General features: G+C 61.0%; 13 protein-coding genes and 2 pseudogenes. 13 read left to right on the forward strand and 2 right to left on the reverse strand.

Translation table 11 applies throughout. From position 1 onward, the window contains the following. Window positions 1-97 precede the first annotated feature (97 nt). From gap to AC0J41_RS19665, 9 genes and pseudogenes are all read left to right on the forward strand, one after another. The gene (gene gap / locus AC0J41_RS19625) at window positions 98-1,099 is read left to right on the forward strand and encodes a type I glyceraldehyde-3-phosphate dehydrogenase (RefSeq protein WP_473013369.1); all 1,002 of its coding nucleotides are present in this window, start codon (window positions 98-100) and stop codon (window positions 1,097-1,099) included. Between the two features lie 191 nt (window positions 1,100-1,290). Beyond that, window positions 1,291-1,818 carry an RNA polymerase sigma factor gene (locus tag AC0J41_RS19630; RefSeq protein ID WP_025112817.1) on the forward strand — a complete coding sequence of 176 codons (528 nt, stop codon included), beginning with the start codon at window positions 1,291-1,293 and terminating at the stop codon, window positions 1,816-1,818. Between the two features lie 109 nt (window positions 1,819-1,927). Beyond that, on the forward strand, window positions 1,928-2,893 hold the full coding sequence (locus tag AC0J41_RS19635; protein WP_473013370.1) for a FecR family protein: 966 nt from the start codon (window positions 1,928-1,930) through the stop codon (window positions 2,891-2,893). Window positions 2,894-3,015: 122 nt separating this feature from the next. Continuing rightward, window positions 3,016-5,601 (forward strand): TonB-dependent receptor, encoded by a 2,586-nt coding sequence (locus AC0J41_RS19640; protein ID WP_473013371.1) that lies wholly within the window; start codon window positions 3,016-3,018, stop codon window positions 5,599-5,601. Window positions 5,602-5,714: 113 nt separating this feature from the next. Further along, on the forward strand, window positions 5,715-6,311 hold the full coding sequence (locus tag AC0J41_RS19645) for a biliverdin-producing heme oxygenase (protein ID WP_473013372.1): 597 nt from the start codon (window positions 5,715-5,717) through the stop codon (window positions 6,309-6,311). A gap of 163 nt (window positions 6,312-6,474) precedes the next feature. Beyond that, on the forward strand, window positions 6,475-6,870 hold the full coding sequence (locus AC0J41_RS19650; protein WP_473013373.1) for a YbaN family protein: 396 nt from the start codon (window positions 6,475-6,477) through the stop codon (window positions 6,868-6,870). A gap of 485 nt (window positions 6,871-7,355) precedes the next feature. Continuing rightward, window positions 7,356-8,363, forward strand: a pseudogene (locus AC0J41_RS19655) (methyl-accepting chemotaxis protein); the annotation flags it as partial. A 330-nt stretch (window positions 8,364-8,693) separates the two neighbouring features. Next, window positions 8,694-9,221: pseudogene (locus AC0J41_RS19660) on the forward strand (methyl-accepting chemotaxis protein); the annotation flags it as partial. A 188-nt stretch (window positions 9,222-9,409) separates the two neighbouring features. Then, the gene (locus AC0J41_RS19665) at window positions 9,410-10,756 is read left to right on the forward strand and encodes a CoA transferase (protein WP_473013374.1); all 1,347 of its coding nucleotides are present in this window, start codon (window positions 9,410-9,412) and stop codon (window positions 10,754-10,756) included. A 108-nt stretch (window positions 10,757-10,864) separates the two neighbouring features. Here the strand turns inward: AC0J41_RS19665 and AC0J41_RS19670 are convergent, their stop codons facing one another. Beyond that, a complete protein-coding gene (locus AC0J41_RS19670) occupies window positions 10,865-11,728 on the reverse strand; it encodes a DNA-3-methyladenine glycosylase family protein (RefSeq protein ID WP_473013375.1) in 864 nt (287 codons plus the stop codon). Then, window positions 11,725-13,152, reverse strand: coding sequence for an arginine-ornithine antiporter (gene arcD / locus AC0J41_RS19675; RefSeq protein WP_025112809.1), 1,428 nt, complete (start codon window positions 13,150-13,152; stop codon window positions 11,725-11,727). The genes AC0J41_RS19670 and arcD (AC0J41_RS19675) overlap by 4 nt, the downstream gene beginning before the upstream one ends. A 438-nt stretch (window positions 13,153-13,590) precedes the next feature. On the opposite strand from arcD (AC0J41_RS19675), the gene arcD (AC0J41_RS19680) reads away from it, so the two are divergent. From arcD (AC0J41_RS19680) to arcC, 4 genes are all read left to right on the forward strand, one after another. After that, window positions 13,591-15,018: an arginine-ornithine antiporter gene (gene arcD, locus AC0J41_RS19680; protein ID WP_473013376.1), complete on the forward strand. Its 1,428-nt coding sequence runs from the start codon at window positions 13,591-13,593 to the stop codon at window positions 15,016-15,018. Window positions 15,019-15,052: 34 nt separating this feature from the next. After that, on the forward strand, window positions 15,053-16,309 hold the full coding sequence (arcA, locus tag AC0J41_RS19685) for an arginine deiminase (RefSeq protein WP_025112807.1): 1,257 nt from the start codon (window positions 15,053-15,055) through the stop codon (window positions 16,307-16,309). Between the two features lie 69 nt (window positions 16,310-16,378). Beyond that, complete coding sequence (locus tag AC0J41_RS19690; RefSeq protein WP_025112806.1) at window positions 16,379-17,389, forward strand: ornithine carbamoyltransferase; 1,011 nt, start codon at window positions 16,379-16,381, stop codon at window positions 17,387-17,389. A 183-nt stretch (window positions 17,390-17,572) separates the two neighbouring features. Continuing rightward, the gene (arcC, locus tag AC0J41_RS19695; protein ID WP_025112805.1) at window positions 17,573-18,502 is read left to right on the forward strand and encodes a carbamate kinase; all 930 of its coding nucleotides are present in this window, start codon (window positions 17,573-17,575) and stop codon (window positions 18,500-18,502) included. Window positions 18,503-18,517 lie beyond the last annotated feature (15 nt).

The following is an 18,517-nucleotide window of genomic DNA, read 5'->3' on the forward strand; positions in this document are numbered from 1 at the left end:
TAGATAAAACAAAATATTGCCACTAAAAAGGCTTGTTTTCTATTTTTATGCGAATAATCTTGTAATTCCAACAACAAAACGACGGCGGCGCTGTTCAATGACTCTTCGAATCGCAATCAATGGTTTTGGCCGCATCGGCCGTAATGTCCTGCGCGCACTGTATACCCAAGGCTATCGACAGGATTTGCAGATCGTCGCCATCAACGACCTGGGCGACAGCGCCATCAACGCCCATCTGCTCAAATACGACACCGTTCACGGCACATTCGACGCCGAAGTGGCCCATGACAACGAAAGCCTGACGGTCAATGGCGACCGCATTTCGGTCAGCGCCATCCGCAACCCGGCCGAACTGCCATGGGCTGCGGAAAAGATTGATGTGGTGTTCGAATGCACCGGTCTGTTTACCGACCGCGCCAAGGCGGCCGCGCATATTACTGCCGGCGCGCGCAAAGTCATCATCTCGGCACCGGCCAAAGGCGCGGACGCCACCGTCGTTTATGGTGTAAACCACGACATTCTGCGCCAGTCGCACCAGATCATCTCCAACGCTTCGTGCACCACCAACTGCCTGGCGCCCGTGGCGCAGGTGCTGCATCGCGAGCTGGGAATCGAAAGCGGTCTGATGACCACCATTCACGCCTACACCAACGACCAGAACCTGACCGACGTCTACCACACCGACCCTTACCGCGCGCGTTCGGCCACGCAGAACATGATCCCGAGCAAGACCGGTGCCGCCGAAGCAGTGGGCCTGGTGCTGCCGGAACTGGCCGGCAAATTGACCGGCATGGCCGTGCGGGTGCCGGTGATCAATGTGTCGCTGGTCAACCTGACCGTGCAGCTCAAGCGTGAAGCCTCGGCCGACGAAGTCAACGCGCTGCTGAAGGCTGCCAGCCAGCACTCGAAAATTTTGGGTTACAACACGTTGCCGCTGGTTTCCAGCGACTTCAATCACAACCCGCTGTCGTCGATCTTCGACGCCAACCACACCAAAGCCAGCGGCAAACTGCTGAAAGTGCTGGCCTGGTACGACAACGAATGGGGCTTCTCCAACCGCATGCTGGATAACTGCCTGGCGCTGTGCAACGCGGAGTAATCCCCAATCCCAATGTGGGAGCGAGCCTGCTCGCGAATGCGGTAGGTCAGTCAATACATTTGTTGCCTGACACGACGCTTTCGCGAGCCAGCCCGCTCCCACAGGTTTTTGATTTCAATCTGAAATCAACACTTGACCATTCGACTAGATGATAAGCATTATCATTCGCTCGAAATGGATCAGGTTCCCCCGTGAGTCAATCGCGCTTCAATCACGTCTTCCTCTCTCAGCGCACGTCCCTGCTGCGCACGATCGAGCGGATGGTCAACAACCACAGCACCGCCGAAGACCTGCTGCAGGAAACCTACCTGCGCGTCACGCGGGCGCTGAGCGAACGCGCCATCGATCACCTTGAACCTTTTGTGTTCCAGACCGCGCGCAACCTGGCGCTGGATCACTTGCGTGCGCGCAAGATCCGTTCGCGCACCATGGTCGATGACGTGCCGCAGGACGTGGTGCACAGCATCGCCGCCCCCACCAGCAGCGCCGAAGACGCCGCCCACGCCGAACAATTGCTGGAGCGCCTGAACGTGAGCCTCAGTCAACTCAGCCCACGCCAGCAGCAGATTTTCATCCTCAGCCGCCTGCACGGGCACAGCTACCAGGAAATCGCCGACGAGCTGAACGTGTCGCTCAGTACCGTGCAGAAGGAACTCAAACTGATCATGTCGATCTGCATCGGTGTCGCCGAACGGCATGACGGCAGCGGCAAGCTGTGAGCTTCGAGCGGCAAGCCAAAGAATGAAAGTCTCGACGCGGGAACGAGCTTTAGCTTGCAGCTTGTAGCGTGAAACTTGAAACTGCTTTGCAAAAGCTCGAGGACCCACCGTGACGGACACCCACCGCTCGCTTTCGCCCGACACGGCGCAGGATGCCGCCAGTGCAATGGACCAGGCTCTGGACTGGCTCATCGTGCTTGGCAGTCCGGACGATGAGCAGACCCGGCAGTTTCACGCGTGGCTGGCGGCCGATCCGTTGAATGCCGAGGCGTTCGCCAAGGCGCAGGCGATCTGGGATGGCCCGCAAGTGGTGCAATGTGCGCAGAATCTCGCCGCAAAGCCTGCGAAAGTAACCTTGCTCAAACGTCTGCGCCCGCACTGGAAGCCGCTGGCGACCGCCGCCGTATTGATCCTCGGCCTGTTCAGTTTCAGCAATCTGCCGATGCGCATTCAGGCCGATCACCTGACCGTGGTCGGCGAGCGCCAACGCCTGCAACTGGAAGACGGTTCCAAGGTGTTGCTCAACACCAACTCGGCGTTCTCCAGCACCATCAATGAACGCCAGCGCGTCGCACGGTTGTATCAGGGCGAAGCGTTTTTCGAGATTGCCGCCAACCGGGCTCAACCGCTGGAAATCGACGCTGGCCCGGTACAGGCCAGCGTGCGCGACACTGCGTTCGCCGTGCGTTATCTGGACGGCGTGGCGCAGGTCAACGTGCAACGCGGCGATGTCGATCTGCGCGCCACGCACAACGATGCGCGGGTGCGTTTGTCCGCCGGGGAGAGTATCCGCATCGGCCCCAACGGTTTCGATCGTCCGGTCAAACTCGATGCCGCCACGGATCTGGCCTGGGTACAAGGTCGGTTGATCTTCGAGAATTGCCCGCTCGACAAGGTGCTGGCCGAACTGCGCCGCTACTACCCGGGCTGGATCATCAACACCAACGAGCAGTTGGCCGACGTCAACGTCACCGGCAACTACCGCCTCGACCAGCCGCTGGACGTAGTGCGCTCCCTCGCCCACATCACATCGGCGCGCTTGCAGGAATTCCCCGCACTGGTGATTCTGAACTAAATGAGAATTATTTTTACTCGATAGCCGAATCCCGTTCGTCTCGTTATAGCCAATGCAATTGATTCGCATCTTCTGACGTGAATCAGCACCTATAAAGATTCGTGCGACACGGAGCGCTATCGATGTCCTCTCGCCTTACCCGCCAGACTGCTTCCCCTTCCCGCGTATTGTCGTTGCTGACGGCCGCCATTCTGATGGCCGGCACCGCACCGCTGATGGCTGCCACCGAACAGCCGGCACGCAGCATGGGCAATTATTCGTTCTCTATCGGCCAGCAGCCGCTGGTGTCAGCGCTTAATGCCTTCACCGCCGTGACTGGCTGGCAGATCGGCTTGCCAGCAGAACTGGGTCAGGGCGTGTCGTCGCCGGGTGTGCGCGGTTCGCTGCCGCCGGAAAAAGCCCTGGAGCGCCTGTTGGTGGGGACCAACCTGAGCGTCCGCAAGCTGAGCAACAACAACGTGGTGCTGGAAAAGCGCAACAACAGCGGCACACTCAATCTGGATCAAGTGACCATCAGCGCCACCCGTCAGGAACAGTCGGTCAACAGCGTGCCGGCCACCGTCACCGTGCAGACCCGCGAGGATCTGGATCGCAACAACGTCAACACCATCAAGGATCTGGTGCGCTATGAACCGGGCGTCTCCGTCGGCGGCGCCGGCCAGCGCGGCGGGATCAGCGGCTACAACATCCGAGGCATCGACGGCGACCGCATCCTGACCCAGGTTGATGGCGTCGAAGTACCAGACGGTTTCTTCAACGGCCCGTACGCCAAGACCCAGCGCAACTACGTCGATCCGGAAATCGTCAAACGCGTGGAAATCCTCCGTGGTCCGGCCTCGGTACTGTACGGCAGCAACGCCATCGGCGGCGCCGTCAGCTACTACACCCTCGACCCGGACGACATCATCAAGCCCGGTAAAGACGTCGGCGCCCGCCTGAAAACCGGTTACAGCTCCGCCGATGAGAGCTGGTTGAAGTCCGCCACCGTCGCCGGCCGCGCCGAGCAGTTCGACGGCTTGCTGCATTACAGCCAGCGCGACGGTCATGAAACCGACTCCTACGGCAGCAACAACGGCACCGGCCTTGAGCGCACCGCCGCCAACCCGGAAGACGTCAAAGCCAGCAACGTATTGGCCAAGATCGGCTGGAACTACAACGAAGATTCGCGCCTGGGCCTGACCTACGAAAAGTACAAGGACGATCGCGACACCGACCAGAAAAGCGCCTACGGCGGCCCGTACTTCAACGGCGCCCCGACCATTCCCGACAGCATGCTGCCCGGCGGCATGTACCAGTGGCGCACCGGCAACGACACCATCACTCGTGAACGTTTCGGCATCGAACATCGCTTCGCCCTCGACAGCCTGCTGGTCGACAACGTGAAGTGGAGCCTCAACCACCAGATCGCCAAGACCGACCAAAGCACTGAAGAGTTCTATTACCCGATGTCGCGCAAAGTCTTGCGTACTCGCGACACGATCTACGAGGAAAAGCAGTGGGTATTCGATGCGCAACTGGACAAGGCGTTTGCCCTCGGTGACACCGATCACGTGCTGACCTACGGCACCACCATCAAACAGCAGAAAGTCACCGGTTCGCGCAGCGGCGACGGCAAGTGCCTGGCAGTCGGTCGTGGCTGCACCGCCATCGGCGCCACCAGCGCAGCGGATGTACTGAAGAAGTCCAGCGACTTCCCGGACCCGACCATCAACACCTACAGCCTGTTCGCCCAGGATCAGATCAGTTGGAACAAATGGACCTTCCTGCCGGGCCTGCGCTATGACTACACCCAGCTCAAGCCGCACATCACCCAGGAATTCCTCAACACCGTGGCTGCTGATGGCAAAGGTACAGTCAGCGACGAGAACAAGACCTGGCATAAGGTCTCGCCGAAGTTTGGCCTGACCTACGCCCTGACCGACAACTACACCTGGTACGGCCAGTACGCTGAAGGCTTCCGGACCCCGACCGCAAAAGCGTTGTATGGCCGCTTCGAAAACAGCACCACCGGCTACAACGTGGCGCCGAACCCGAACCTTGAACCGGAGAAAAGCAAAAGCTACGAAACCGGCCTGCGCGGCAACTTCGAGCAAGGCTCGTTCGACGTGGCGGTGTTCTATAACAAGTACCGCGACTTCATCAACGAGGACGCGGTCACCCCGGGCTACGACGAGCTGACCTTCCAGTCGAGCAACATCAAGCACGCGACCATCAAGGGTGCCGAAGTCAAAGGCCGCTTGAATCTGGATTCGTTCGGCGCACCGCAAGGCCTGTACACACAGGGTTCGATCTCCTACGCCTACGGCCGCAACAACGACAACGGCGAGCCGCTCAACAGCGTCAATCCGCTGACCGGCGTCTTCGGTCTGGGTTACGACCAGGACAACTACGGCGGCCTGTTGAGCTGGACCGTGGTGAAGAAAAAAGACCGCGTCGACGACAGCAACTTCAAGTCACCGGATGGCGTCAGCAGCCAGTTCAAGACCCCAGGCTTCGGCATTCTCGATCTGGCTGGCTATTACAAGGTCACCGACGACGTCACCGTCAGCGGCGGCATCTACAACCTGACAGACAAAAAGTACTGGCAATGGGATGACGTGCGCGGTTACGACAGCGTCGGCGAAGCCTCGGTGACGCAACCGGCCAACCTCGATCGCCTGACCCAACCGGGCCGCAATTTCGCGATCAATCTGGTCTGGGACATCTGATCCGGACGGCCCTGCGACGCGCGCATTGATCAGCGTGTCGCGGGGCTTTTTTTACTGTCCGGCACTTGCCCGTTCGTCTCGTTATCAAGCGCCTCTTTTATCAAGGACATCTCATGACCACTTCGGAAAAAGCCCTGCGTTCACAACGCCTGAACCAGATCACCCACGAGCCGCACAGCAAGCTCGACGCACTGGTCAAGGCCCACGCGCCGTTCGAAACCCGTGCCAGTTTTGCGCGCTTCGTCGTCGCGCAATATCTGTTCCAATCGGAGCTGGTTGATCTCTACAACAACGCCGAACTGACCGCCATCGTCCCTGACCTGCCGGCCCGTTGCCGTGCTGAAGCGGCCAAGGCTGACCTGGCGGATCTGCACACCCACATCCCGGCACCGGTGGCCGGTGCGCTGAAAAACCCGAGCAAGGCCCGTGCCTTGGGCTGGATCTTCGTCTCCGAGGGTTCGAAACTCGGCGCAGCGTTCCTGATCAAACGTGCCGTGGCGCTGGAGCTGAGCGAAACCTTCGGTGCGCGGCACCTGGGCGAGCCCGAGGGCGGTCGTGCCGAAGGCTGGAAAAGCTTCGTGCGCACCCTCGACTCGCTGCCATTCACGGCCGAAGAGGAAGCCGAAGTCGAGCAAGGGGCGCTGGATGCATTCAACCGCTTCACCGTGCTGCTGGAACAGGCTTACGCCACCGAAGCCGAACTTGCCTGAAGCAACACGTATCCCTTGTGGGAGCGAGCCTGCTCGCGAAGACGGCAGCACATTCAACATCTATGTGACTGATCCACCGCCTTCGCGAGCAGGCTCGCTCCCACATGGGAACTGCAACAACCTGTAAGATCCCGATTCCGCTTCAGAAGCCACCGCTGAACCCATGCCGCAACCAGCCTCCTCCAAACTCGCCCGTCTGCTGTTCGGCCTCCTGGCCTACGTCAGCCTCGGCATCGGCCTGATTGCCATCGTCGTGCCCGGCCTGCCGACCACCGAGTTCATCCTGCTCGCCGCCTGGGCCGCGACCCGCAGCTCGCCACGCCTGAGTGCCTGGCTGGAAAACCATCGGCTGTTCGGACCGATCCTGAGCAACTGGCGCAACGGCAAGATCATCGCGCGCAAGGCCAAGGTCAGCGCCACAATCAGCATGTTGCTGTGCGCGACGTTGATGCTGGTGATGCTCGATCACGGCTGGCCGGTGTACCTGGCGATTGCCGGCATGACACTGGGCAATCTGTGGATCTGGTCGCGCCCGGAAGCCTTGCCGCCCCCTTCCTGAACACCATCAGCCGTTCATCAGGCTGAAACTTCCCTGTAATTAATCGCCTTTTCAGCACAATCCCCTGCGCAAACGTTTAGCGCTGACCGTTCGTCGGCCAGCGCCTCATGCGCCCTCGTCCGACGCCGATGAGCATTGAATGGCGCTGAATGGATTTGGCGAACCGGTTACTCCGCCCGGGCCACCTGCTCATTCATTCACGAGATCGCCCCATGTTCGACTCTCTCTCCATTCGCCTGAAAATCGTCCTGCTCTCCGGTCTGTGCCTGCTCGGTGTGGTCGCGCTGATCGTCGGCATGAACATTTACCAGACCAACCAGAACGACGAACTCGTCAGCGACTCCAGCAGCAAGATGCTCACCGCCAGTGTGCAGAACCTGTTGCAGGCCAAGGCTGCCGAGCAAGCGGTGCGGGTGCAGAAGACCTTTGGCGAAAGCCTGACGGTGATCACCGCGCTGGCCGACCAGATCAAGGACATGCGTGCGATGGCCACCAAGCGTTCGCTGGACGCCGGTGCCCTGCGTGAGGAGTTGAACCAGAGCCTGAAAACCGCGTTCGAACGCAACGACAAGGTGCTCGGCATCTGGCTCGCCTTCGAACCCAACGGGCTGGATGGCAAGGACAGCGAGTTCGTCAACGACGCTGCGCGCCAGTCCAACGAAGCCGGGCGTTTTGCGACCTACTGGAGCCGCGCTGCCGGTTCCGCGCTGAACACGATCATGGTCGAAGAAGACATGACCAAGACCACCCTCAGCGTCAGCGGTACGCCGTACAACAGCTGGTACACCTGCCCTCGCGACAACAAGCGCACCTGCCTGCTCGACCCGTACGCCGACACCGTGGGCACCAAGGAAATGTTGATGACCACCATTTCGGTGCCACTGATCGTCGACGGCAAGGCCATCGGAGTGGTCGGCGTCGACATCGCCCTCGATGCCCTGCAAGCGGCGGCCGTGGATTCCCAGCGCAACCTCTTCAACAACGCCGGGCACATGCTGATCGTCTCCGGCAGCGGTGTGCTCGGGGCCGACAGTTCCGACGCGACCAAAGTCGGCAAAAAGATCAGCGACACCCTCGGCGCAGACGGCAAAGACCTGCTGCAACTGGTCAGCAGCGGCACGCCGAAAATCCTTGAACAGGGTGACCTGATTCGTGCCGTGTACCCGGTCGATCCGATTGGCAACTCGCGGGCCTGGGGCGTGGTCATCGACCTGCCGAAACAGGTGCTGCTGGCCGACTCGGTGAAACTGCAAGCGGTGCTCGACGACGCCCAGAAAACCGGCTTGATCACCGCGCTGCTGGTGGCCGTGGTGGCGGGACTGGTCGGTCTGTTGCTGATCTGGCTCACCGCGTCGGGCGTGACCCGGCCGATCAACAGCGTCGCCGACATGTTGAAAAATATCGCCAGCGGTGAAGGTGACCTGACTCAACGCCTGAACTACAGCAAGCAGGATGAACTGGGCGAGCTGGTGAACTGGTTCAACCGCTTCCTCGACAAGCTGCAACCGACCATCGCCCAGATCAAACAGAGCATTACCGAGGCCCGAGGCACTGCCGACCAGTCTTCGGAAATCGCCCGCCAGACCAGTGAAGGCATGCAGGTGCAGTTCCGCGAGATCGACCAGGTTGCCACCGCCTCCAACGAAATGAGCGCCACCGCCCACGATGTCGCCAACAGCGCATCGAACGCGGCCAACGCTGCCAAGGGCGCCGATCAGTCGGCCAGGGACGGCATGTCGATCATCGAGCGCAGCACCCGCGACATCAATCAACTGGCTGATGAAGTCAGCAAAGCCGTGACCGAAGTCGAAGCGCTAGCGGTCAACAGCGAGCAGATCGGCTCGGTGCTGGAAGTGATCCGCAGCATCGCCGAACAGACCAACCTGCTGGCGCTCAACGCTGCCATCGAAGCGGCCCGGGCCGGTGAGAGCGGGCGTGGTTTCGCGGTGGTGGCCGATGAAGTGCGCAACCTCGCCAAGCGCACCCAGGATTCGGTGGAAGAAATCCGCATCGTGATCGAGCGCATCCAGACCGGCACCCGTGGCGTGGTGGCGACCATGCATTCGAGCCAGACCCAGGCGCACAACAATGCCGGGCAGATCCGTCAGGCGGTGGACGCACTGGGCAAGATCAGCGATGCGGTGACGGTGATCAGCGACATGAACCTGCAGATCGCCAGCGCCGCCGAGCAACAGAGCGCCGTGGCCGAAGAGGTCAACCGCAACGTCTCGGCGATTCGCACCGTGACTGAAACGTTGACCGAGCAAGCCACCGAGTCGGCGGCGATCAGCAGCCAACTGAATGCCTTGGCGAGCCAGCAGATGAAGCTGATGGATCAGTTCCGCGTCTGAACCTCACCACCGCCCCATTGTGGAAGCGAGCCTGCTCGAAAGCGGTGTGTCAGCGCCAATAACAGTGACTGATACAGCGCATTCGCGAGCAGGCTCGCTCCCACAGAGGCCGTGTTCGTTGTTCGGGAATTTCATCTGGCTCAGGATTTTTTTGCACTATCATCGTCCTCTCTTCCGGAGGGCCTTCGATGACTGATTTACTCACGTCCATTCAAGCCGCGCTCGGCTTGCCTCACACGCCGATTCCGTTCACCGCCAGTGGCGCCCTGCCCTCGGCGTTCGCGGTCACCGACCTGGCCTGCGCCAGCATCGCCGCTGCCGGTCAGGCCGTCGTCGAACTGCTCCGGCAACAGACCGGGAACCCGCCCGCCGTCGAAGTCGACCGGCGTCTGGCCTCGTTCTGGTTTGCCACCTCATTGCGTCCGATTGGCTGGGAAGTGCCGCCGCTGTGGGATCCCGTCGCCGGCGACTACGCCACCCAGGATGGCTGGATCCGCCTGCACACCAACGCCCCGCATCACCGCGCCGCCGCCGAAAGCGTGCTGGGGGCCTGCGCCGACCGTGCCGCGATGGCAGCGAAAGTCGCGCAATGGAGCAGCGCCGAGCTGGAGCAAGCGGTGGTCGACGCCAAGGGCTGTGCCGCGCAAATGCGCAGTTGGGCGCAGTGGCAGCAGCATCCGCAGGGGCTGGCGGTAAATGCTGAACCATTGGTGCACTTCAGCGCTGATCAGCACGAAGTTGCGCCAGCGTGGTCCGGGTCGGTGGCGCGACCGCTGGCCGGACTCAAGGTGCTGGACCTGACCCGCGTGCTCGCCGGCCCCACCGCCAGCCGTTTTCTCGCGGGCCTCGGGGCCGACGTGCTGCGCATCGATCCGCCGACCTGGAACGAACCGGGCGTGGTGCCGGAAGTCACCCTCGGCAAACGCTGCGCACGGCTGGACCTGCATCAAGCGGCCGATCGTGCGCTGTTTGAAGATTTGTTGAAGGACGCCGACATACTGCTGCACGGCTACCGTGCCGATGCACTGACACACCTCGGTTTCGGCAGCGAGCGCCGCCGGCAACTGGCACCGGGGCTGATCGACGTCTGCCTCAACGCCTACGGCTGGAGCGGCCCATGGCAGAACCGCCGCTGCTTCGACAGCCTGGTGCAAATGAGCAGCGGCATCGCCGAGGCCGGACAGCGCTGGAAGCACGCCGACAAACCCACTCCGCTGCCGGTGCAGGCGCTAGACCATGCAACCGGTTATCTGATGGCAGCGAGTGCGATCTGTCTTTTGACACAACGTTTGCAGAACGGCTGGGGTGGCTCGGCGCGTTTGTCACTGGCGCGAACCGCCAAGCTGCTGATCGAGCAGGGGCCGGGGTCGAGCGAAGCGTTGCGCGCTGAAGACGCGCAGGATCAAAGCTCGCAGCTGGAACAGACACCGTGGGGGCCGGCGCACCGCTTGCTGGCGCCAGTGAAGATCAGCGGGACGCCGCTGCAGTGGGCGTTGCCGGCCACTGAACTGGGTTCGCATCGAGCCCAGTGGTGACCTTCTGACCGCTTTCGCGAGCAGGCTCGCTCCCACATTTGAAATGCGTTCCCCTGTGGGAGCGGGCTTGCTCGCGAAGAGGCCAGAACTGACACCATGAAATCAGGATCAGTCAGCCCGGCTCAAAGACGTCCACAACACCTGCGCCGCATACCCCCGAAAGGGCCGCCAAGCCTCAGCCCGATCAGCCAATGCCCGCGCCGTGGGTCGAGTCCCTTCCAGCTCTTCCAGCGCCCGCAACAACCCGACATCGCCATGGGGAAACCCATCCATATCGCGCAACTGCCGTAGCGCAATGTACTGCGCCGTCCACTCGCCAATCCCGTGCAACGCGAGCAATCGCGCAATGCCGCCCTCGCGATTCGGCTCGAACAACAACGGATCCTCCAGCAGTGCCTGCGCCACGCCCGAGAGCGTCCGCCCACGACTTTTCGGCATGCCCAGCGCCGCCAGATCGGCCGTCGCCAGCACCTGCGCCTCGGGAAATACGTGAGTCACACCCGGCACTGTCGAGCGTAATGGTGCGCCATGGTGCGCGAGCAGTTTTCCCGCCAGGCGAATCGCCGCGACCACGGTAATCTGCTGCCCCAGCACTGCGCGAAAGGCCAGTTCCAGACCGTCCCACGCACCCGGCACGCGCAGCCCCGGGCGCTCGGCGAGCAACCGCGCCAACAGTGGATCGTGGGCCAGATGCCGTTGCATCAACGCAAGGTCGGCATCCAGATCAAACAGTCGGCGCAAGCGCAGGACTATCTCGGGCACCGCGGCCGGCTCAGCAAAATCCAGCTCGATGTCCAGCGCATCCCCAGCACCCACCCACACAGACACCGTGCCGTGCACGCCGCGCAAGCCGATGCTGCGCGAATAAACGCCATCAACCACGGTCTCCATCCCGACCACCGCCCGCGCGGCGAGAAATCCCGACATCGCGTCCCAGTCATAGGGCGGCTGATACGCCAGCGCCAACCTCACAGCGACAGCACACCACTGTACAAGCCATACGCCGCCAGCCCGGCGCCGATGATCACGCAGGTGAAGATCACCTTCTCGACATGCGTGAACAACGGCTCGCCCTGCTCATGCTTGGCCTTGGCAAACAACACCACCCCCGGCGCATACAGCAGCGCCGACAGCAGCAGGTATTTCACCCCGCCGGCGTACAACAGCCACACCGCGTAACACAGGGCGATACCGCCAATCAGCAGATCCTTGGTGCGCTCGGCCGAGGCGTGCTCGTAGGTTTCGCCGCGTCCGCTGAGCAGCACCGCGTACGCTGCCGACCACAGGTACGGCACCAGAATCATCGACGAGGCCAGGTAGATCAGGCTGGTGTAGGTGCCGGCGGAAAACAGCGTGATCAGCAGGAAAATCTGAATCATCACGTTGGTCAGCCACAGCGCATTGACCGGCACATGATTGGCGTTTTCCTTTTTCAGGAACGCCGGCATGGTCTTGTCCCGGGCCGTGGCAAAGAGGATTTCGGCGCACAGCAACGCCCACGACAGCAATGCGCCGAGCAGGGAAACCGCCAGACCGAGGCTGATCAGCAATGCGCCCCACGGCCCGACGATGTGTTCCAGCACCGCCGCCAGCGACGGGTTCTGCAGGTTCGCAAGTTCCGGCTGACTCATGATCCCCAGCGACAACACGTTGACCAGCACCAGCAGTGCCAGCACGCCGATAAAACCGATCACCGTGGCGCGGCCGACATCGGTGCGTTTCTCCGCCCGTGCCGAGTACACACTGGCGCCCTCGATGCCGATGAACACGAACACCGTCACCAGCATCATGTTGCGCACCTGATCCATCACCCCGCCGAAGCTCGGGTTGCTGTGGCCCCAGATGTCACGGGTGAAGATGTCGGCCTTGAACGCCACTGCCGCGATGACGATGAACATGATCAACGGCACGATCTTGGCGACCGTGGTCACCTGATTGATGAACGCCGCCTCCTTGATCCCGCGCATCACCAGAAAGTGCACGGCCCACAGCAGCACCGACGCGCAGCCGATGGCGATCGGCGTGTTGCCCTGACCGAACACCGGAAAGAAATAGCCGAGGGTGCTGAACAGCAGAACGAAGTAACCGACGTTGCCCAGCCAGGCGCTGATCCAGTAACCCCAGGCAGACGAGAAACCCATGTAGTCGCCGAATCCGGCCTTGGCGTAGGCGTAGACGCCGGAATCCAGCTCGGGCTTGCGGTTGGCGAGAGTCTGGAACACGAACGCCAGGGTCAACATGCCGATCGCCGTGATGCCCCAACCGATCAGGATCGCCCCGGCATCGGCACGGGCCGCCATGTTCTGCGGCAGCGAGAAAATCCCCCCGCCAATCATCGAACCCACCACCAGGGCGATCAACGCGCCTAATCGCAGCTTTTGCGTCGGTTGCGACATCTGAGTCTCCATTCAAGTGCGTCGTGAGTTGTTATTTGTAACAACTATTAACTAAACGGATAAAGCCTGATCACGTTTATCAGGTAATACCGAAAAACGCCCATTTATATATAGCGGATAACGCTAACGCCTAGCACGTCAAGACAGTTTTGTGCGCTGATCCTGATAATTCAATTCTGTACTGAAAACAGATGGGGAAAATTTGCCAAAAGCTGAAAAAGAACTAGCGTGATAATTCGAAAGTAATAATAGCCATTCCCAACCACTCCACCAGAAAGCCTCTGGGACGGGCCTTTCAGACGAAAGCTTTATGCCATCAGTGATTTCCTAAGTCATTCATTAACAATGGAATGTGACCATGAACTGATCTAAGTCAGCTGTTTGAACAGACAACAGAACTACGCTGTGATCTCTTCTCTCCTGCAATGGAGTCATGCAATGTCTGAAGCTCCCGGAAAACTACGACTAGGTGCACTGGTTGCATTGGTAGTCGGCTCGATGATCGGTGGCGGGATATTTTCTTTGCCACAAAACATGGCCGCCAGCGCCGACGTCGGCGCGGTGCTGATCGGTTGGGCCATCACCGCTGTCGGCATGCTCACCCTCGCTTTTGTCTTTCAAACCCTGGCCAATCGCAAGCCTGACCTGGATGGCGGTGTCTACGCCTACGCCAAGGCCGGTTTCGGCGACTACATGGGTTTTTCGTCCGCCTGGGGTTACTGGATCAGTGCCTGGCTGGGCAACGTTGGTTACTTTGTTCTCTTGTTCAGCACCCTCGGCTATTTCTTTCCGGTGTTCGGCGAAGGCAACACGGTTGCGGCGGTGATCGGCGCCTCCGTGCTGCTGTGGGCCGTGCATTTCCTGGTGCTGCGCGGGATCAAGGAAGCGGCATTCATCAACCTTGTGACCACTGTCGCCAAGGTCGTGCCGCTGCTGCTGTTCGTGCTGATCGCAATCTTCGCTTTCAAACTGGACATCTTCACCGCTGACATCTGGGGCGTGAAAAACCCGGATCTGGGCAGCGTGATGAACCAGGTGCGCAACATGATGCTGGTCACCGTGTGGGTGTTCATCGGCATCGAAGGCGCGAGCATCTTCTCGGCACGGGCAGAGAAACGTTCCGACGTCGGCAAGGCCACTGTGATCGGCTTCATCACCGTGCTGCTGTTCCTGGTGCTGGTGAACGTGCTGTCGCTGGGCATCATGACCCAGCCAGAACTGGCCAAACTGCAGAACCCGTCGATGGCCGCCGTGCTTGAGCACGTGGTCGGTCACTGGGGTGCCGTGCTGATCAGCGTCGGTCTGATCATCTCGCTGCTGGGCGCGCTGCTGTCGTGGGTGCTGCTGTGTGCGGAGATCATGTTCGCCGCCGCCAAAGACCACACCATGCCGGAGTTCCTGCGCAAGGAAAACGCCAACCACGTACCCGTCAACGCCCTATGGTTGACCAACGCGATGGTGCAGATTTTCCTGATCATCACCCTGTTCTCGGCCAGCACTTACCTGTCGCTGATCTACCTCGCCACCTCGATGATTCTGGTGCCGTACCTGTGGTCGGCGGCCTATGCCCTGCTGCTGGCGGTGCGCGGCGAAACCTACGAAGGCTTTGCGGCCGAGCGACGCAAGGACCTGATCATCGGCGGGATCGCGCTGATCTATGCGATCTGGCTGCTGTATGCCGGCGGGGTCAAGTACCTGCTGCTCTCGGCCCTGCTGTATGCCCCCGGCGCGATCCTGTTCGCCAAGGCCAAGCTCGAACTCAAACAAGCGGTTTTCACCAACGTCGAGAAGCTGATTTTCGCCGCGGTGATCGTGGGGGCCCTGGTGGCGGCCTACGGTCTCTACGACGGCTTCCTGACCCTGTAATTGCCCAAAGTTTTATCTCTGGAGGATCACTGCAATGACCACGGAAAAAGTTAAGTACGGCGTCCATTCCGAAGCCGGCAAACTGCGCAAAGTCATGGTTTGCTCCCCAGGTCTGGCCCACCAGCGGCTGACCCCGAACAACTGCGATGAACTGCTGTTCGACGATGTGCTGTGGGTTGCCCAGGCCAAGCGCGACCACTTCGACTTCGTCACCAAGATGCGTGAACGCGGGATCGACGTGCTGGAAATGCACAACCTGCTGACCGACATCGTCGCCATCCCTGAAGCGCTGGACTGGATTCTTGAGCGCAAGGTCACCGCCGATTCGGTGGGCCTGGGCCTGATCAGCGAAGTAAAATCCTGGCTGAAAAGCCTTGAGCCACGGCACATCGCCGAATTCCTGATCGGTGGCGTGTCCGCCGATGATCTGCCGGACAGCTTCGGTGGCAAGACCATCCAGATGTTCCGCGACTTCCTCGGCCACTCCAGCTTCATTCTGCCGCCACTGCCCAACACCCAGTTCACCCGCGACACCACTTGCTGGATCTACGGTGGCGTGACGCTGAACCCGATGTACTGGCCGGCGCGTCGCCAGGAAACCCTGCTGGCGACCGCGATCTACAAATTCCACCCGCAGTTCACCAACGCCGATTTCGAGATCTGGTACGGCGACCCGGACAAGGAGCACGGCAGCTCGACGCTTGAAGGCGGCGACGTGATGCCGATCGGCAATGGCGTGGTGTTGATCGGCATGGGCGAACGCTCGTCCCGTCAGGCCATCGGCCAACTGGCGCTGAACCTGTTCAAGAACAAGGCCGTGGAAAAAGTCATCGTGGCCGGCCTGCCCAAATCCCGCGCCGCGATGCACCTGGACACCGTGTTCAGCTTCTGCGACCGCGACCTGGTGACGATCTTCCCGGAAGTGGTGAACCAGATCGTCGCGTTCACCCTGCGCCCTGACGAAAGCAAACAAGGCGGCATCGACATCCGCCGCGAAGAAGGCACCTTCCTCGACACCGTGGCCAAAGCCCTCAACCTGCCGAAGCTGCGCGTGGTGGAAACCGGTGGCAACAGCTTCGCCGCCGAACGCGAACAATGGGACGACGGCAACAACGTGGTGGCCGTGGAACCGGGCGTGGTCATCGGCTACGACCGCAACACTTACACCAACACCCTGCTGCGCAAGGCCGGCGTGGAAGTCATCACCATCAGCGCCGGCGAGCTCGGTCGCGGCCGCGGCGGCGGCCACTGCATGACCTGCCCGATCGTGCGTGACCCAATCGATTACTAAACGACCATCTCCCCGGCCGCACCCACCCCGTAGCGGCCGGGCCGATTACCGAATCCAAGGAGAATCATCATGGCGTTCAACATTCACAACCGTAACCTGCTCAGCCTGGAACACCACACCCCACGTGAGCTGCGTTACCTGCTCGACCTGTCCCGCGACCTGAAACGCGCCAAATACACCGGCACCGAGCAGCAACACCTCAAGGGCAACAACATCGCCCTGATCTTCGAAAAAACCTCGACCCGCACCCGCTGCGCGTTCGAAGTGGCCGCGTATGACCAAGGCGCCAACGTCACCTACATCGACCCGAACTCTTCGCAGATCGGTCACAAGGAAAGCATGAAAGACACGGCCCGCGTGCTGGGTCGCATGTACGACGCCATTGAGTACCGTGGCTTCAAACAGGAAATCGTCGAAGAGCTGGCGAAGTTCGCCGGTGTACCGGTGTTCAACGGCCTGACCGACGAATATCACCCGACACAAATGATCGCCGACGTGCTGACCATGCGTGAACACGCCGACAAACCCATCCATGACATCAGCTACGCCTACCTTGGCGATGCGCGCAACAACATGGGCAACTCGCTGCTGCTGGTCGGCGCCAAACTCGGCATGGACGTGCGCATCTGCGCGCCGAAAGCCCTGTGGCCGCATGATGATCTGGTCGATCGCTGCAAGAAATACGCGGAAGAATCCGGCGCACGCATCACCCTCACCGAAGACCCGAAAGCTGCCGTCAAAGGCGTCGACTTCATCCACACCGACGTCTGGGTGTCGATGGGCGAACCGGTTGAAGCGTGGGCCGAGCGTATCCAGCAACTGCTGCCGTACCAGGTCAACAAAGAGCTGATGAAAGCCACCGGCAACCCACGCACCAAGTTCATGCATTGCCTGCCGGCGTTCCACAACAGCGATACCAAGGTCGGCAAACAGATCGCCGAACAGTATCCGCACCTGGCCAACGGCATCGAAGTGACCGACGACGTGTTCGAGTCGCCAGCCTGCATCGCCTTCGAGCAAGCGGAAAACCGCATGCACACCATCAAGGCGATCCTGGTCTCGACCCTGGCTGACCTGTAACAACTCACTGAAGGAACCGGATCCAAATGTGGGAGCAGGCTTGCTCGCGAAGAGGCCATATCAGGCAACATTCATGGAGCCTGACACACCACCTTCGGGAGCAAGCCCCCTCCCACCAAGGCCCCCGGTTCTGGCAGTACGACCGAGTCGTTTGCCTCTCCTCTGATTAGAAGGACATGCACCATGCGTATCGTCGTAGCTCTGGGCGGCAACGCCCTGCTCCGCCGTGGCGAACCGATGACCGCTGACAATCAGCGCGCCAACATCCGCATCGCCACCGAGCAAATCGCCAAGATCCACCCCGGCAACCAACTGGTCATCGCCCACGGCAATGGCCCGCAAGTCGGCCTGCTGTCGCTGCAGGCGGCGGCGTATACCTCCGTCACCCCTTACCCGCTGGACGTGCTCGGTGCCGAAACCGAAGGCATGATCGGCTACATCATCGAACAGGAACTGGGCAACCTGCTGGACTTCGAGGTGCCGTTCGCCACTTTGCTGACCCAGGTTGAAGTCGACGCCAAGGACCCGGCGTTCCAGAACCCGACCAAACCGATCGGCCCGGTCTACGACAAGGCCGAAGCGGAAAAACTCGCCGCCGAAAAAGGCTGGGCCATCGCCCCGGACGGTGACAAGTTCCGCCGTGTGGTCGCCAGCCCACGGCCGAAACGGATCTTCGAAATCCGCCCGATCAAGTGGCTGCTGGACAAGGGCAGCATCGTAATCTGCGCCGGCGGCGGCGGGATTCCGACCCTGTACGACGAGCACCGCAACCTCAAGGGCATCGAGGCGGTGATCGACAAGGATCTGTGCTCGTCGCTGCTCGCCGAACAACTGGAAGCCGACCTGCTGGTGATCGCCACTGACGTCAACGCGGCGTTCATCGACTACGGCAAACCGACGCAGAAAGCCATCGCCGAAGCGCATCCGGACGAACTCGAACGCCTTGGCTTTGCCGCCGGCTCCATGGGACCGAAGGTGCAGGCAGCCTGCGAATTCGCGCGCCATACTGGCAAGGTCGCGGTGATCGGCTCGCTGGCGGACATCGAAGCGATTGTCCAGGGCACTGCCGGTACTCGCGTGACCACCGCGAAGCCCGGCATCAGCTATCGATAATTAGAAACTGCGGGG

This window comes from Pseudomonas sp. Arb-4-2C, from assembly GCF_055755015.1.

What these genes read in the sequence shown, in the direction of transcription:
- AC0J41_RS19645 (WP_473013372.1), top strand. Translation starts at nt 5,715, where the DNA reads ATGACCACTTCGGAAAAAGCCCTGCGTTCACAACGCCTGAACCAGATC.
- arcA (WP_025112807.1), top strand. Translation starts at nt 15,053, where the DNA reads ATGACCACGGAAAAAGTTAAGTACGGCGTCCATTCCGAAGCCGGCAAA.
- arcD (WP_473013376.1), top strand. Translation starts at nt 13,591, where the DNA reads ATGTCTGAAGCTCCCGGAAAACTACGACTAGGTGCACTGGTTGCATTG.
- arcD (WP_025112809.1), bottom strand. Translation starts at nt 13,152, where the DNA reads ATGTCGCAACCGACGCAAAAGCTGCGATTAGGCGCGTTGATCGCCCTG.
- AC0J41_RS19665 (WP_473013374.1), top strand. Translation starts at nt 9,410, where the DNA reads ATGACTGATTTACTCACGTCCATTCAAGCCGCGCTCGGCTTGCCTCAC.
- AC0J41_RS19640 (WP_473013371.1), top strand. Translation starts at nt 3,016, where the DNA reads ATGTCCTCTCGCCTTACCCGCCAGACTGCTTCCCCTTCCCGCGTATTG.
- AC0J41_RS19690 (WP_025112806.1), top strand. Translation starts at nt 16,379, where the DNA reads ATGGCGTTCAACATTCACAACCGTAACCTGCTCAGCCTGGAACACCAC.
- AC0J41_RS19650 (WP_473013373.1), top strand. Translation starts at nt 6,475, where the DNA reads ATGCCGCAACCAGCCTCCTCCAAACTCGCCCGTCTGCTGTTCGGCCTC.
- gap (WP_473013369.1), top strand. Translation starts at nt 98, where the DNA reads ATGACTCTTCGAATCGCAATCAATGGTTTTGGCCGCATCGGCCGTAAT.
- arcC (WP_025112805.1), top strand. Translation starts at nt 17,573, where the DNA reads ATGCGTATCGTCGTAGCTCTGGGCGGCAACGCCCTGCTCCGCCGTGGC.